Consider the following 15220-nt stretch of genomic DNA (forward strand, 5'->3'; position numbering starts at 1 on the left):
TCAGGCAATTTTTGCTCGTTGCCCTCGCCGCCCTCTTCCGGCATCCTGCGCCTCCATTTTCTGACCCGGCCCCGCCTCACGGCGCGCAAAATCACCATGACCGCCTCTGAAAAAGTCCCGCGCAACAACGATCTGATCTACGGCCTCAACGACCGTCCGCACCTCACCGCCACCGTGTTTGCCGCGCTGCAACACGTGCTGGCCAGCTTCGTCGGCATCATCACCCCGACCCTGATCATGGGCGGCGCCCTGGGGCTGCAGAGCGAAATTCCGTACTTGATCAGCATGGCACTGTTCGTCTCGGGCCTCGGCACGTTCGTTCAAGCCAAGCGTTTCGGCCCGGTCGGCTCCGGTTTGCTGTGCCTGCAAGGCACCAGTTTTTCCTTCATCAGCGTGATACTCAGCGCCGGTTTCATGGTCAAGGCCCGGGGCGGCGGCACCGATGAAATTCTCTCGACGATTTTTGGCGTGTGCTTTTTCGCCGCGTTCATCGAAGTGGTGCTAAGCCAGTTCATCGGCAAACTGCGGATGCTGATCACCCCGGTGGTCACGGGCACCATCATCACCTTGATGGGCCTGTCGCTGATCAAAGTGGCGATGACCGACATCGCCGGCGGCTTCGGTGCGGCGGATCTGGGCGCGGCCAGCCATGTGTTTCTGGCGGCGTTGGTGATCGGCACTATCGTTGTGCTGAACCGTGTCGACGTGCCGTTTCTGCGCCTGGGCGCGATCGTCATCGGCCTGACCCTCGGCTACGTGGTCGCTTGGCTGATGGGCACGGTGGATTTCGCCTCGATGCCCGAAGTGCCGCTGGTCAGCGTGCCGGTGCCGTTCAAGTACGGTTTCAATTTCGACTGGGTGGCATTCGTGCCGGTGGCGGTGATCTTCCTCGTTTCGCCGCTGGAAGCGGCCGGTGACCTGACCGCCAATTCGATGATTTCACGGCAACCGGTCAAAGGCCCGCTGTACATCCGCCGGATCAAGTCCGGGTTGCTCGCCGATGGCCTCAACTCGGCCATGGCGGCGGTGTTCAACAGCATGCCGATGGTGACGTTCGCGCAGAACAACGGCGTGATCCAGCTGACCGGCGTAGCCAGTCGCTACGTGGCCTTCTTCATCGCCGGCCTGCTGGTGTTGCTGGGGCTGTTCCCGATGATCGGCGCGGTGCTGCAACTGATGCCCAAACCGGTGCTCGGCGGCGCCGAACTGGTGATGTTCGGCACCGTGGCCGTGGCCGGAATCAAGATCCTCGCCGAGGCCGGCCTGCATCGGCGCAACATGTTGATCGTGGCGATCTCCGTCGGCATGGGCCTGGGCATCGCCGCCGTGCCGGAAGTGCTGCGAGAACTGCCGCAAGCGCTGCGCAACATCTTCGAATCGCCGATCACCGTCGGTGCGTTGTGCGCTATCGTGCTGAATATCTTCCTGCCGGAAGAATTCATTGAGCTGGAAGAAGATGATTTCGATCCGGAAGCGTCGATTCTGCAGGTCATGGAAAACCCCGATATGCCGGCCAAAGCTGAACCTGCAACAGCTGCGGCGGTCGCACAGTTGAACCGCTGACGCTGCGCCATGAAAAAAGGGCTGAGCCGGCAACGGTTCAGCCCTTTTTTGTTGAGAGACTGTTTATGCGCCGCGTCCACGCCGTCATCCTGTCCCTGCTGCTGTTATCCCTGAGCGCCTGCGCGCTGTTTCCCAACCGAGATCCGGTAAACATCAACGTGGTCGGCCTCGAACCGTTGCCGAGTCAGGATCTGGAAGTACGTTTCGCCCTCAAGTTGCGGGTGCAGAACCCCAACGAAACCGCGATCGACTACACCGGTATCGCCCTGGATCTGGAAGTCAATGGCCGTCCCTTGGCCTCGGGCGTGAGCGATCAGGCCGGCTCGATCCCGCGCTTCTCGGAAACAGTGGTCAGCGTGCCGGTCAGTGTTTCCGCGTTCTCGGTATTGCGCCAGACCCTCGGCCTGAGCCAGACACAAACCCTCGACAACCTGCCCTACGTGCTGCGCGGCAAACTGGCGGGCGGGTTGTTCGGCACGATGCGGTTTGTCGACAGTGGCAAGCTGAGTTTGCCGAAAGCCACTGCTGCGACGTGGTAACCCACTGCACACACGTCTCCCCTGTGGGAGCGGGCTTGCTCGCGAAAGCGTCAGATCAGCCAACATCATCGCTGAATGTGACACCGCATTCGCGAGCAAGCCCGCTCCCACAGGGTATGTGTCAGTCCTGAGGTTATGCGGTGAAGCGCACCCCCGGTCTGGCCCGCTCATCGACACTCAGCTCAAACACATCCGGCCGCGCATAGTGGCCGACCACATCGTAGTCATAGCGCGCACGAACCAATTCATCGGTATCAATCTCCGCCGTGAGCAACCCCGCCTCGCCGCGCAATGGCCCGGCCAGCACATCGCCCATCGGCCCGACAATCACGCTGCCCCCGGCAATCAGCGGACGATCCGCCGGCCAGTTGGCAATCTCCACGCCGAGCGCGTTCGGCGAGGCCTGCACCTGACAGGCGCTGACCACAAAGCAGCGGCCCTCGTGGGCGATGTGGCGCATGCTGACCTGCCACATCTCGCGCTCGTCCACGGTCGGCGCACACCAGACTTCAATGCCCTTGGCGTACATCGCCGTGCGCAGCAGCGGCATCATGTTTTCCCAGCAGACCACGGCGCCAAGGCGTCCGACCTGAGTGTCGAGCACCGGCAGCGTCGAGCCATCGCCCTTGCCCCAGATCAGCCGTTCGGTGCCGGTCGGCATCAGTTTGCGATGCTTGGCCACCAGCCCCGCTTGCGGATCGAAATACAGCGCCGTGCAATACAAGGTGCTGCCGGCGCGCTCGATCACGCCAATCACCAGATTGGCCCCGGTGCGCGCCGCCAAACCGGCCAGCGCCTCGGTTTCTGCCCCCGGCACGTCAATCGCGTTGGCGAAATAACGGGCGTAGGCCTCGCGCCCCTCGGGCAAGCGATAACCCAGTTGCGTGCCGAAGCCCTCGCCTTTCGGATAACCGCCAAGCAACGCCTCCGGCATGACCACCAGCGCCGCGCCGGATTCGATGATCGCGCTTTCCCAACTGAGGATCTGTTCCAGTGTTTCACCCTTGCCACCGGGCAAGGCGCCGATCTGCAGGGCGGCGACGATTGATTTGGGCATTGCAGTCACTCCATCGGGTTCATGTGTTGCCGATTCTGCGGCGGCACGGGATCATGAATAAAGTCCGATTCACTGCTGAATGATATGAGCCAAATGAATATCGCAACCGTCGACCTGAACCTGCTGAAAGTCTTTGAAGCCTTGCATGAAGAATCCAGCGCCAGCCGTGCGGCGCTGCGTCTGGGCGTGACGCAATCGGCGGTCAGCGCAGCGTTGCGCCGGTTGCGCGAGGTGTATGGCGATCAATTGTTCGTGCGCACCGGCCGGGGACTGGCGCCAACGCTCAAGGCCAATCAACTGAAACCGGTGGTCAGCGAGGCACTGAACAAATGCCGGCAAAGCCTGGCGATGGTCGATCCGGCAGCTCATCACTACGACGGCCGGTCGGTCACCGTGGGCCTGTCGGATGATTTTGAAATTGCCTATGGTCGGCGCCTGATCGAAGCCATCGCTCGCAACGCGCCCAAGCTACGGCTGATCTTCCGTCAGACCCACAGCCAGATCGTCGCCCGCGCGCTGATGGAGCGCAGCATCGACCTGGCGATCACCGCCGGTGGGTTCGCCGAACGTCTGCTCAGCCGTCAGGTGCTGGGTGAAGGGGATTATGCGTGCCTGGTCGATCCGGGCAGTCTGGCGCCCGGGCAACAGAGCATCGATTTGTCGGAGTTCGTTGCCCGCGAGCACATTCTGGTGTCTTCGGGCGGTTTTATCGGCATCACCGATGAAGGCCTGGCGGCGCTGGGCCTGAGCCGGCGGGTCTGCGCGTCGACCACGCACTTTGCCGCGTTGCCGCACCTGCTCAAGGGCAGCGGCGCGGTGGCAACCATCCCGAGCCACGCCGCGCAGGCCATTGCCGAGCTCAGCGGGCTGGTGCTGCTGCCCTGCCCGCTGGCACTGCCGCGTTACCCGATCGAACTGGGCTGGCGCACCAGCACGCAGATCGATCCGGTGGTGATCAAGGTGCGCGAGGCGATAATCGGGTGTTTCAACAGCGACTGACGCGCTGTTACTTGTTGGCCGCCATCAGTCGATTGACCTCACTGCGCACCATGTTGGCGAATTCCGGCGGGGACATGCCATCAAGCTCGGCGCGTACCCACTCGGCCCATTTGCCCTTGCGCTTGGAGCGTTCGCCAAACAACCGCGCGGCTTCGCCTTTGGCTTTGCCCAGATTGTTCTGCCAGAGTTCGAACAGACGGGATTTCTCGTCTTCCAGCGCAGCGCGCTCGGCGAGGGATTTGTCGGCCAGATTGAAACTCATGGGGAAATACCTGCTGCGTAAAATGGCGACATCTTACACGCTCAACGGAAATCTCCCGCGCAGGTTTTTCTTTCGCACCTAAAATCAGTGCAACTTTTCAGTCAGCGCCACACTCCATTAATCACTGTTCATCCATCTGCAAGGAGTCACCCAATGGCCCGCAAATCCCGCGTGCAAGCTGCCGAAGACCAAATCAAGGATCAGGCATTCAGCGAACTTCAGGCGCTGATCGAAGAGTCCGACAAACTGCTCAAGAGCAGCGCCTCCCTGGTCGGCGAGGAAGCCGAAACCCTGCGCGGCCAAATCGCCCTGAAGCTGCAACAGGCACTGGATTCCGTGTCGAGCGTGCGTGAGCGCACCAAACCGGCGGTAGAAGCCACTGAAAGCTACATTGGCGGCCATCCGTGGCAAACCGTGGCGATTTCCGCCGGTTTTGGCCTGGTCGTAGGCTTGTTGCTCGGCCGTCGTTGATCGACGTCTGACAAAAAAACTGTGGCGAGGGAGCTTGCTCCCGCTGGACTGCGCAGCAGTCCCCCTGTTATCAAGCAGACAAAGGGGGCCGCTTCGCAACCCTGTGGGAGCAAGCTCCCTCGCCACATTTGTTCTATACCAATTACTCTCCGGCCAACTCCCGCAACTGCCCCAGCGTCTGCTCATCCAGCACAATCCCTTCGGCCAGCGACCGCGCGCGCTGCAAATGCCGACGATCACCCGGCAAGCGCTTCAACCCCACCCCATGCATCTGCCGCACCAGCTCCTGACTGCGCTCGGCAAAACTCTGCCCGGCGGATTTGCTCGGATCGATGACGATCAGCAGTTGCCCGGTCCACGGGGTCTTGGCGCCGGGATGGTTCGACCAGTCGAACTCGAAGGAAAAATTGCCGCCCGTCAACGCAGCCGCCAGCAACTCGACCATCATCGACAGCGCCGAACCTTTGTGGCCGCCAAACGGCAATAGTGCGCCCCCCTCAAGAATCGCTTTCGGATCCTGGGTCGCCTGACCGAGGCTGTCCACGCCCATCCCGGCAGGCAAACGTTCACCCTTGCGCGCCGCAATCTGCACGTCGCCATGAGCGATAGCACTGGTCGCCAGATCGAAAACAATCGGCGCGCCACCGGCCCGGGGCGCAGCGAAGGCAATCGGATTGGTGCCGAACAGCGGCCGGTCGGCGCCATGCGGCACCACACAGGTCATGCTGTTGACCACGCTGAGCGCCACCAGCCCCTCATCCGCGAAAGGCTCGACATCCGGCCACAGCGCCGCAAAGTGGTGGGAATTACGAATCGCCAACACCGCGATCCCGGCATTGCGCGCCTTTTCCACCAGCAGCGGCCGAGCGGCGGCCAGCGCTGGCTGGGCGAAACCGTTGCCGGCATCGACCCGCACAAAACCGGGGGCAACGTCTTCGACTTGCGGCACCGCCTGACCATTGACCCAACCGCTGTTGAGCGTCGAGACATAGCCGGGAATGCGGAACACGCCATGACTGTGCGCACCGTCGCGTTCGGCACTGGCGCAGTTGGCAGCCAGGGTGCGGGCGACGGACGCCGACGTTCCATGGCGCAGAAAAATCTTTTCAAGCAGATGCGTCAGCGCTTCGAGCGAGAGCGTGGACGCAGGAGAAGACACCGATTCGTGTGGCGCAGACATCTGAAGCTCCAGACTAATTATTGGAGGGAACAACAGCGTACGAACAGCTTGCTCACCGATTAACCACGTCCGGTACGGGTGCTGTCAACCATTGCGGTGCAGCACGACGCAGCCAGCACATTTGCATGTCGCCTGTGCGGTAACTATGTACCACCTTCGTCACCCGTTCGGCTTTTAGGCTGGCGTCTCAACTCACCGGTGCCCCCAAGGGTGCCCTGATCGAGACCCGATGATGCCCGTACCTGCTCCCCCGCTGCTGTTCTGCTCTTTTTTGGATTCGCCTGGACTGTGGCCTGCGCTGGGCACTGCCCATGGGCTGTCGTCGCAGGATTTCCGGTGGCTGACGCACGCGCAACTCTCGACCCATCTGTTACGCAACCAGCAAACCCCGCCGATGCTGGCTCACCGCATCCTGCTCGACAGCGAAGACCCGCCCAGCGTAACCCTGGCCGGCAGTTTCATTCTCAGCCCCACGCCGGAGGATCGCGGCTTCATGTTGTACACGCCGTTCGACGGCCTGAAGAAATTCGACACCTTCCGCGCCGTGACCGAACACCTCGAACAGCGAGTCAATCAGGCCGACGAAGCGGATCGATTGCTGGCATTTCTGGCCGTGTCACAGCGCAAGCGCCTGCTGGAGAAAGGCCGTATCAGCGTGAATTACCAGCTCATAGAGGGCGACATATTCGACGAGCAACGGAGCGCCATCGAGCACTGTCAGCAGCTCAACGCCCAGTCCTTGCTTCATGAACTGCTGAATCTGCCTGGCTTGGGAACCTTGCTTGAAACGCTTCTCGACCAGCAACTGAGCCCCCGGATGCCCGGCGCGGATCAAGCACAAACGCAGGTCAGCTTCTACGCCGGCGCCGCTCCCGGTGATCCGGGACACCGGCTCGACACCTTGTCACTGGCCAACGCGGTGCTCCGGCACTATCGTCACCCCGGCTGGGCGCAGGGCCAGACGCACAGGTTTTCCAACCCGCGCCGACCTGCGCTGGCCAGCGATCAGACGCATTGGGAACAGGCGGTCAAAACCGTCTCCGGCAAACTGCTGGTGCTGCTCTATCAACACCTTGAGCAATACTGGAATGACGCTTGCGCAGACGGCATGCCGCGCCGCCGCCTGTTCAGTCAAACGATCCGGCAACAGGCCCTGGCCGACATTCTGCTCAAACGCGAAGCCGGGATCATCGAGGCCGAAAAATTCGACAGCCTGCTGACCTGGATCGAGGCCAACGAGCACACCGGGCGGCGTGCCACCCTGGAAACGGTGCGTCTGTGGGAATACCAGGCCAACTTCGTCGAACTGGCCGGCTCGCTGATGATCAGCCACACCGATGCCTGCCTTTACACCCCTTCCCATGGCTTGCAGATCCTCAAGGACTACGGCGATCTCAAGGACACCTTGCTCGCCAAATTCGCCAGTACCGGGCACGAAGACGAGCTCTATGGCTTGTTGAACCTGGAGGAGCGCCAGCGTTTCCTCGGCTTCGACAAACCCCATGTGTCCGGCGAAATGATCGCCGGCGACATCTTCAGCGTGCTGTTCGAAGGCATCATCACCAAGCAGCGACAGAACATCGAATATGCCTTGCAGGTGTTCCGCCACAGCGACGACGCGGTGAACATTCCCGCGCTGTTCGACAAGGCGCTGGACATCCGCTCGATGATCCATGATCGCTTGCTGGCCCTCGATACCCGTGGGCGCTGGAGCACCCGGCCAGTGCTCGGCGGCAGCCAGTTACCGTCAATGCTGCTGGCCGACGCTGCTGCAGCCGAAGTCAGGAAATTCGCCAGTATCCTGCCGTCAATCAGCAGCCGTTTCGCCGCGCAACCAATTGGCTCGCAAGTCCTGCAACGCCGCTATCTGCAACAGCTCATGCAGCAGTTTGCGCACACGCTGTTCGTCGGTGTTTGTGGTGAGGCACGCTTGCGCGTACTCGACGGCAGCCTGAGTCGCCAGGTCCAGGCCATCGTCGACACCGTATTCGACCCCGCTCAGGCGGATCGCGCCCAGCGCCGCGGACTCAATGGTTTCCGCCCCGATGCCTGGTCGCTGACTTTGTTCGGCAGTGGCCAGACAGAGGCGCTGCCATTGGCCAGCTGCGTTCTGCTGACGGAACGCGGCGGCCTCGATGAGCAACACTCGGGATGTGCGGTGCTGTGGACGCCGGCGATGGGCCTGGAGGCCTTCAGCTCCGTCGACAGTGCCCGCAAGGCCCTGGACCGGCGCTTGCGCAATCCGGAAAAACGTCAGGTACTGCTGGAAAACCTCTCGCCGCTGCATGAGGGTTTGCATCAGGACTATCGCCTCGGCCCTCTGCACCTGATTACCGGCAATGTCCTGCAGGATCGCGTGCAAACGGCGATCAAGCAGTTTCTCGAGCGCTGTGATCGGCTCCGTCAATTGAAGTTGTCCGCGCTCAAGCAGGAGCAGGCGCTGAAATCCCTGGCCGAGATCCCGATCAACACCAATCTGGAGCGGGCCAGTGCGTTGGCCCGGGCGCTCGGCGAGCGGCACTCCCTGCCCGGCTGGCTGGGCATGGCCTCGCTTGAGGAGCAGCAGTTGCACCTGGAGCTGCTGGAGCAATGGCGCGCCAGCGTCAGCGATGACAAGGATTACCTGCATGCCTTGCCGACCGTGCGCGGGCATATTCAGCAGACCCTCACCACCCTGCTCGGCGCCCGGTTCCAGGCGCACAACCTCGATCCCGAGCAAGTGCGGATCATCCCGGCCCTGACCCTGGCCGGTCCAAACATGAGCCTCACCGATTTCGCCTTGAACTACAGCCACATCGCCCAGCACATCGCGTTTACCGTGGCGTCGAACAGCACCGCTGTGCTGCCGACTGGCCTCGACCGTCAGGCAGTCAGGAGCCTATTGCTGTCCCTGGACATTCCCACGACATTCGCCAGCAAGATCACGACCGCCCTGTCCACCACCGACACCGAGGCCGAACAGCGCCAACAGCGTTTTCTGCGCCAAGTACCGTGGCAACTGCTGCAACATGCCCATCAGTTGAAACTGCAGCAGCGTCTGTCTGCTGCCGCCTACGGGCTGATCGCCCAAGTGCTCGACATGCCGGACGCCATCGCCCGCGCCACGGTGCAAGGTGCCCATGCGCTGATCCGCCCGCTGGAGCTGATCAAAACCGGCGGCGCGGCGGCGGTCAAAGCCCTGGGCATGTACCTGGTCGGCCCGGGCGCCGGCCATGTCGGACCGTTGGTGCTCTATACGCCGTATCACGGTGAACAGGCCTTCAGCGAGTTCGAGAACGAAGCCGCGCTGATCGCCGCACTGAACATTCCGGGCGCCCTGCAAGACCTGTTGTTGCGGCGTTTGCCGCAGGCTCAGCAGTCGATCTTCAAGGCGTTATTCAGCAGCAGTGTCGGCCAGACCAGTGAAATGACTCTGGCGTCGAATCCGATTCAGGGCAACCTGCTGCGGCAGTTGTTCAGCGACAATCTCGCGTTGCTGCCCAAATTGCTCGCCAGCCACGCCCAGCCCTCGGCGCAGGAGGACTGGGAGGCGGCGAAAAACCTGTTCAGCAAAGGGATCAAACTGATCTGGGGCCTGCTCCCGGGCAAACTGGCCTATGTGCAGTTTCTCTGGCAAAGCTTCAAGGACTTCATGACCTCGGCCGAGGCGTTGCAGGATCACCACTGGAAGCTTGCACTCGAGGCGTTCATCGCTGGCACAGTGCAGATGGTTTCCCTCGGGCGCCTGTCACTGGAGTCGACGCTCGAGGCCCGGGCGCTGACGCCGTCGGCTCCAAAGCCCAGCGTGCTCGGTGCGCCGGATCTGCAACACATCCACACCACTGACCCGCTACGCACTTCGCTGCAACCCTTCGAGGCAACGGACGTTGCGCTCAAGGACCTGACGCCGGTGGCGGCGAACGGCACCTATACCGATCTTGCGACGCGGCAGACCTATGCGCCTGTGGCCGGCAAGGTCTATCCCGTGGAGAAGCCGGGCGCGGTCTGGCAAATCAAGGGCGCGGAACAGCCAGGCCCGGTGCTGCAACACACCACGTCAGGCAAACTGGTGCTGGACCCGGATCGACATACGGTGCATCTGGGCAAGGCCATGTCGAAAATGTACAACCGCTACGCCAACGATCGCGAACGCCGGATCTGGCTGAACATCGAGGCTCAGGGCATGGAACAGATCCGCGCCCGCCACCCGGACAAGGCACGCATGCTCACCGAGGCCGTGGATCTGGCGCGGTTCTACGCGTTCAACTGCCTGCACAATCTGGCGCAGCAAAGGCACCAGGGCAGCGGCACTCGCCTGGATACGTTCCTCAAGTCGTTCTTCGATGCGCAACAGATTGATACCGCCATTCTCGACAAGCTCAAACAGGCCATCGTGCCGGTCTGCAAGGCGTTGGTGGACCCCACCGAGGATCTGCTGGACGGTGATCGTTTTGTCGTCGGCTCAAACCGCTATCGCAATACCGGGCTGATTGCTTTTGTGCTGGATGACGACTCGCGCAAGCAAGTGCATTTCACCGAGAAGTTTTTCCATCAGGATCTGGACTGGTACAAGGTCGGCCTGACTGAGCCGTTCAATGTCGAAGGGCATGCGCGGGCTTCGACGTTGATCCATGAACTGGCCCATCAGGCCAACAAGGCCGTGGACATCGCCAGCCTTGAGGCCCGGCGCCCGTTCGTTGACCTGATTTCCACGGTGACCGGCTACGGCGCGGCCATGAAGCACAACCAGACCCGATTCCAGCGCGAAGCCTTGTCACTGGGCACGCCGCGCGAAGAGCTGTTCTCGCGCTGGAGTGACGAATTTCAGGAGTGGCTCAGCCTGGATGAAATCCCGGGCCTTGCGCATGTCGGCAAGGAAATTCTCAAGGTCACGCGCAGCCCCACCATAGAGGAGGCACGAACGGCATTCCTCGACCCGGCGAACCCGCACCCGCGCATCGACACGATCTTGCGCAACGCCGATTCGATCGCCTTTCTGATTTGCGAGATAGGACGGCAACTCGACCCGGTCGCCAACCCCGGCAGCGTGCCCTGAAAATGAAAAATGCGCAGGCCTGTGCAGCCTGCGCATGGTTTATTGACCGTGGAAATCAGTCTTTCTGATCGCGCAGTACGTTGCCCGACGCGCCATCGATACGGAATTCATAAACGGAGCCATCCGCCTTGCGGCCCTCACCTTTCCAGTAGCCATCGTTGTCTGCTTCGATCTCATAGACTTCGACGTAACCGGCCTTGGTCTTCACGATCTCGATCGCCTTTTCGATGGTGACCCAGCCCGCACCGGGACGATCGGCCATCGCGGCACCGGCACTGAACAAGGCAGCAGTGGCAACAACGGCGGCAAAGGTTTTTTTGATCATTTTTTCACTCCATTTGTGGATGATGTTCGTCGGATGTCCTGTTTTTGGGCGTCTGACGGAAAAATAAGTTCCACTTTGATGGGCAATTGCCATGATGGATGTTCTCGGCGCGTTGCCCGCAAGGTTAGAATGCAGCAAATCAGGACGAGTCAATGACCCAAGAATCCCTCTCGGAAGCCGAATACGATGCGATCACCGATGCCGCCGCGCACTGGTGCATGCGTCTGCACGCTGCCGACTGCTCCGCCGAGGAGCGTCTGGCTTTCGAGCAATGGCGCGATGCTCATCCGCTGCATGCGTTCGAATATGAAGCCATGCTGGAAATCTGGGACGTTGCCGAACACTTGCCGCGTCCGCAGCCGCCCCCGAGTGTGCCGCTGAACAAACCGGTCCCGGCCTGGCGTCGCTATGCCATCGCCGCCAGCGTCTGCGCCCTCGCATTACCGCTGGCCGCCTACAGCGGCTGGAACCTCGGCTGGCTGCCCAACAGCTATCAGCACTTCGAAGCCAGCGACAATGTTCGTCAGGTGACCTTGAAGGACGGCAGTCAGGTCGAGCTCAACCTCAACACCGAACTGACCTTCAGCAATTACAAGGACGAGCGCCGGGTCACGCTGAAAAAGGGCGAAGCGTTTTTCGAAGTCAGCCACGACCTCAGCCACCCGTTCGTGGTCCGAGCCGCCGAAGGCAAGATCCGCGTGACCGGTACCCGCTTCAATGTCTGGCTCTATGAAGATCAGGTGCGGGTCAACCTGATCGAAGGCTCGGTGCTGGTCACCAGTAACACGGCATTGCCCGGCGACGGCCTGCGCCTCGGCCCGTCGATGCAGGCGCAGTACCGGCATGGCGACTACACGCCACAGATCAGCCAGACCTACGACAACGACAGTTCACTGGCCTGGCGCAGCGGCAAACTGGTACTCGACAACCTGGCACTGAACGACGCCTTGCCGCTGATCAATCGCTACCTGAACAAACCGCTGAAACTGGCTGACGCCAACACCGGCGCCATCCGCGTCGGCGGCGTCTACAACATCAAAGAGCTGAGCGGCCTCGTCAACACCCTGCCCAAAGTGCTGCCGGTGTACCTGACGCGCAACACCGAGGGTGATCCGGTGATCAACTCGATGCCACGAAACCCGCCGAAAACCTGAAGCTTGGGATCACGCGTTTCGGGCAATAAAAAAGCCGCTGTCCCTGTTCAAGGAGCAGCGGCTTTTTCGTTCAGGATGACTTACTGCGCAACCACCTCGGCACTCTTGCCGGCAGCATCACGCACGGTCTGCACCTGATATTGCGGATCAGCCGTGATCTGCTGCTCGGTAAACGGCAACACGCTCCACTGTTTCTTCGAGAAGGCCTCGGTCTGGTCCCGGGAGTATTTCGACTCTGGGTCACTGGACAGCGAAAACGCCAGCAGCCCCTGAGCGTGCGGGCCTTTGTCGTCGAAGGTCACCACTTGCAGGTAGCTGGTGCCGCTGACCACTTCGAGTTTGCCGTCTTCACGCGGCACACTCTGAATCGCGTTGTAGATCCCCAGCGTACCCGGCCCGCCGTGAATCGCGGTTTGCTGACCGCCGCTGCTCACCACCTGAATGTCGCCCCAGCGGGTGTCCGCTTTCAGGCCCATTTTCGTGGTGGTCTGAAGCGACGCCAGCATTGCTTCACGCAGTGCCTTGCTCACCGCCGGTTGCTCGATCGCCAACCCGCGCGGGGTGTGTTGCGGGTCTTTCGGATCGAACGCCACGCGCCAGACATCCGGCGACTTTTGCAGGGTTTGCATGATGTTCTGGAAATGGACCAGGCCGATACCCGAGTCCAGATTCGCCCGGCCATCCCAGCCTTTGAGGCTGACGCAAACCGGCTTCAACGAAGCCGCGTCCGCACCAAGATCCGCAGCGCAGAATTTCAGCAGATCGGGCAGCACCTGAGTCGCCAGATAGACGTTGTCATCCATCACCATCTGTTGCAGATCCTTCACCGCCACCGGGCCTTTTTTACCCAGCGTACTCAGGCGCTCCAGTGCGAACCGCGAACGCAGCCCCAGTGGCTGACCGTCCTGGCTGATCAGCGGCGAGAACCCGGTCAGTGGTTGTGCCGGGTTCGCCAGCCACGCGGAATCGTTGGAGTGCTGGACGAAGTCCTTGCGCAACAGTTGCGGTAACTGGCTGGCGGCATAAATGCCCTTCTGCGCGGCTTGCGGATCGATATCCCACGCGCAGGCGCTGTTGGCGCCATCCAGCACGATCATCTGCAATCCGATGCGCGGGTCGCTGCACTTGGCCAGTTTCTCGGCGCTGACGTTCGGCACCACCGACAGGTTCATGTACAGCGTCTGTCCCTTGTCATCCACGGCCAGGGTGTTGACCCACGGGATGCCCTGGATCTTGTGCACCGAATCCTGCAGATCCTTGAGGTTCGAGGCCTGGTTCATCGCGTACCACTGCGTCAGCACGCGATCATTTTCCAGGTTGGCGTCGCGCAGACTGTAAGCGTACTGATGGTCCCAGTCGAGCTTGCCCGGCCATTGCACGATCGGGCCGAACTGCGAGCTGTAGACATCGCGCGAAACCGGCACCACCTGCCCGTCCGCCTGTTTGATCTGCACGGTCACCGTCTGCTTGCTCAGCGGCAGCGATTTGCCATCGAGCAGGTAGCGCGTCGGATCTGTGGGATCGAGTTGCAGGCGATACAGGGTGAAGTGCTTCGACGAATCCACCGTGTGGGTCCAGGCCAGATGCTGGTTGAAACCGATGTTGATCACCGGCAGCCCTGGCAAGGCGGCGCCCATCACGTCGAGTTTGCCGGGGATGGTCAGGTGCATCTGATAAAAGCGCATGCCGCCGACCCACGGAAAATGCGGGTTGGCCAGGAGCATGCCGCGCCCGTTGAACGAACGCTCGCTGCCGACCGCCACGGCGTTGCTGCCGCGATCCAGGGCGAAGCGCTGCATGCGCGCGTCCGCCAACTGATAAGCCTGCGCATGGCTACCGACCTGTGCCGTGGCTTGCGGCGGCGTCGCACCGGCCAGTGCTTCGGCGAACTGCCCGACCCCGCCTTCAACCAGCAAGCGGCGGGTGAGCTTCACCAGATCCTCGGCGGCGATATCACGCACCCACTCCCCCTGGCACTGCTGCGGCAGGCCTTGCTGGCGGCGCTCGGCCAGATAGCGGTTGTAGCCTGCTGCATAACCTTCCACCAGATCGCGCACCTGAGCAGGCTGCGCGTCCCAGAAGGCCTTCACCGCTGCGGGGGTGTTGAGCCAGGTGAAGAACAGGTCGCTGACGCGATTTTCGCGTTGTTCGACGGTGAACTGATCCGGCCCGAAATAGCGCGAGCGCTGGCCATTGACCGTGACGATCTCGTTGGCCAGCAGGCACAGGTTGTCCTGCGCATAGGCGTAACCGATGCCGAACCCGAGTCCGCGCTCGTTTTCCGCGCGGATGTGCGGCACACCAAATGAGGTGCGGCGAATATCAGCATGGGTTTGTGTGGCGGGACTTAACGCATGGGCCGACAGACTGAGTCCGAGAAACGCGCCGGCGAGGGCCAGCCCGGTTAACTGCCTGGAAATAATCACACTCGCTCCTGATCGATGGGACACGAATCGACGCCTGCGTTGCGCGAGCGTCAGACCCGGTCTGAAGTTGATTCCTGCGCCCGGGCGCAAGATGGCTGTTCAGGAAACGAATACGGTAAAAAAATATTTAGCCTGTTTGCCCAAGCGACCGGCCGGCGATGACGGGAAAACAACGAATAAGCGACAAAATTTCTACATATTTTCTTTCA

General features: G+C 61.5%; 11 protein-coding genes. 6 read left to right on the plus strand and 5 right to left on the minus strand.

Features of this window, described 5'->3' with window-relative positions; genetic code table 11:
• Nucleotides 1-96: 96 nt before the first annotated feature.
• Both NTD85_RS02770 and NTD85_RS02775 read left to right on the plus strand, forming a co-directional pair.
• A complete protein-coding gene (locus NTD85_RS02770; protein WP_226499423.1) occupies nucleotides 97-1563 on the plus strand; it encodes a nucleobase:cation symporter-2 family protein in 1467 nt (488 codons plus the stop codon).
• A 65-nt stretch (nucleotides 1564-1628) separates the two neighbouring features.
• Entirely contained in the window at nucleotides 1629-2102 is a 474-nt protein-coding gene (locus NTD85_RS02775; RefSeq protein ID WP_262141366.1) for an LEA type 2 family protein, read from the plus strand.
• A 133-nt stretch (nucleotides 2103-2235) separates the two neighbouring features.
• Here NTD85_RS02775 and NTD85_RS02780 read toward each other — a convergent pair whose 3' ends face one another.
• Complete coding sequence (locus NTD85_RS02780; protein WP_262141367.1) at nucleotides 2236-3159, minus strand: carbon-nitrogen hydrolase family protein; 924 nt, start codon at nucleotides 3157-3159, stop codon at nucleotides 2236-2238.
• A gap of 84 nt (nucleotides 3160-3243) precedes the next feature.
• Here NTD85_RS02780 and NTD85_RS02785 point away from each other — a divergent pair, with 84 nt between their 5' ends.
• Nucleotides 3244-4158 carry a LysR family transcriptional regulator gene (locus tag NTD85_RS02785; RefSeq protein WP_262141368.1) on the plus strand — a complete coding sequence of 305 codons (915 nt, stop codon included), beginning with the start codon at nucleotides 3244-3246 and terminating at the stop codon, nucleotides 4156-4158.
• Between the two features lie 7 nt (nucleotides 4159-4165).
• On the opposite strand, the gene NTD85_RS02790 is transcribed toward NTD85_RS02785, so the two are convergent.
• Nucleotides 4166-4420 (minus strand): hypothetical protein, encoded by a 255-nt coding sequence (locus NTD85_RS02790; protein WP_003224595.1) that lies wholly within the window; start codon nucleotides 4418-4420, stop codon nucleotides 4166-4168.
• A gap of 153 nt (nucleotides 4421-4573) precedes the next feature.
• Between NTD85_RS02790 and NTD85_RS02795 the strand changes: the two genes are divergently transcribed.
• Entirely contained in the window at nucleotides 4574-4891 is a 318-nt protein-coding gene (locus NTD85_RS02795; RefSeq protein ID WP_003224594.1) for a YqjD family protein, read from the plus strand.
• Between the two features lie 142 nt (nucleotides 4892-5033).
• Here NTD85_RS02795 and NTD85_RS02800 read toward each other — a convergent pair whose 3' ends face one another.
• Entirely contained in the window at nucleotides 5034-6071 is a 1038-nt protein-coding gene (locus tag NTD85_RS02800; protein WP_262141369.1) for an Ldh family oxidoreductase, read from the minus strand.
• A gap of 229 nt (nucleotides 6072-6300) precedes the next feature.
• Between NTD85_RS02800 and NTD85_RS02805 the strand changes: the two genes are divergently transcribed.
• Nucleotides 6301-11106 (plus strand): dermonecrotic toxin domain-containing protein, encoded by a 4806-nt coding sequence (locus NTD85_RS02805; protein ID WP_262141370.1) that lies wholly within the window; start codon nucleotides 6301-6303, stop codon nucleotides 11104-11106.
• Between the two features lie 55 nt (nucleotides 11107-11161).
• On the opposite strand, the gene NTD85_RS02810 is transcribed toward NTD85_RS02805, so the two are convergent.
• Nucleotides 11162-11431 (minus strand): PepSY domain-containing protein, encoded by a 270-nt coding sequence (locus NTD85_RS02810; RefSeq protein ID WP_103483325.1) that lies wholly within the window; start codon nucleotides 11429-11431, stop codon nucleotides 11162-11164.
• A 152-nt stretch (nucleotides 11432-11583) separates the two neighbouring features.
• Between NTD85_RS02810 and NTD85_RS02815 the strand changes: the two genes are divergently transcribed.
• Nucleotides 11584-12585 (plus strand): FecR family protein, encoded by a 1002-nt coding sequence (locus NTD85_RS02815; RefSeq protein ID WP_262141371.1) that lies wholly within the window; start codon nucleotides 11584-11586, stop codon nucleotides 12583-12585.
• An 80-nt stretch (nucleotides 12586-12665) separates the two neighbouring features.
• Here the strand turns inward: NTD85_RS02815 and NTD85_RS02820 are convergent, their stop codons facing one another.
• Nucleotides 12666-15011, minus strand: coding sequence for an acylase (locus tag NTD85_RS02820; RefSeq protein WP_262141372.1), 2346 nt, complete (start codon nucleotides 15009-15011; stop codon nucleotides 12666-12668).
• Between the last annotated feature and the right edge of the window lie 209 nt (nucleotides 15012-15220).

Source organism: Pseudomonas sp. 13B_3.2_Bac1 (genome assembly GCF_025466205.1).
GTDB lineage: Bacteria > Pseudomonadota > Gammaproteobacteria > Pseudomonadales > Pseudomonadaceae > Aquipseudomonas > Aquipseudomonas fluorescens_H.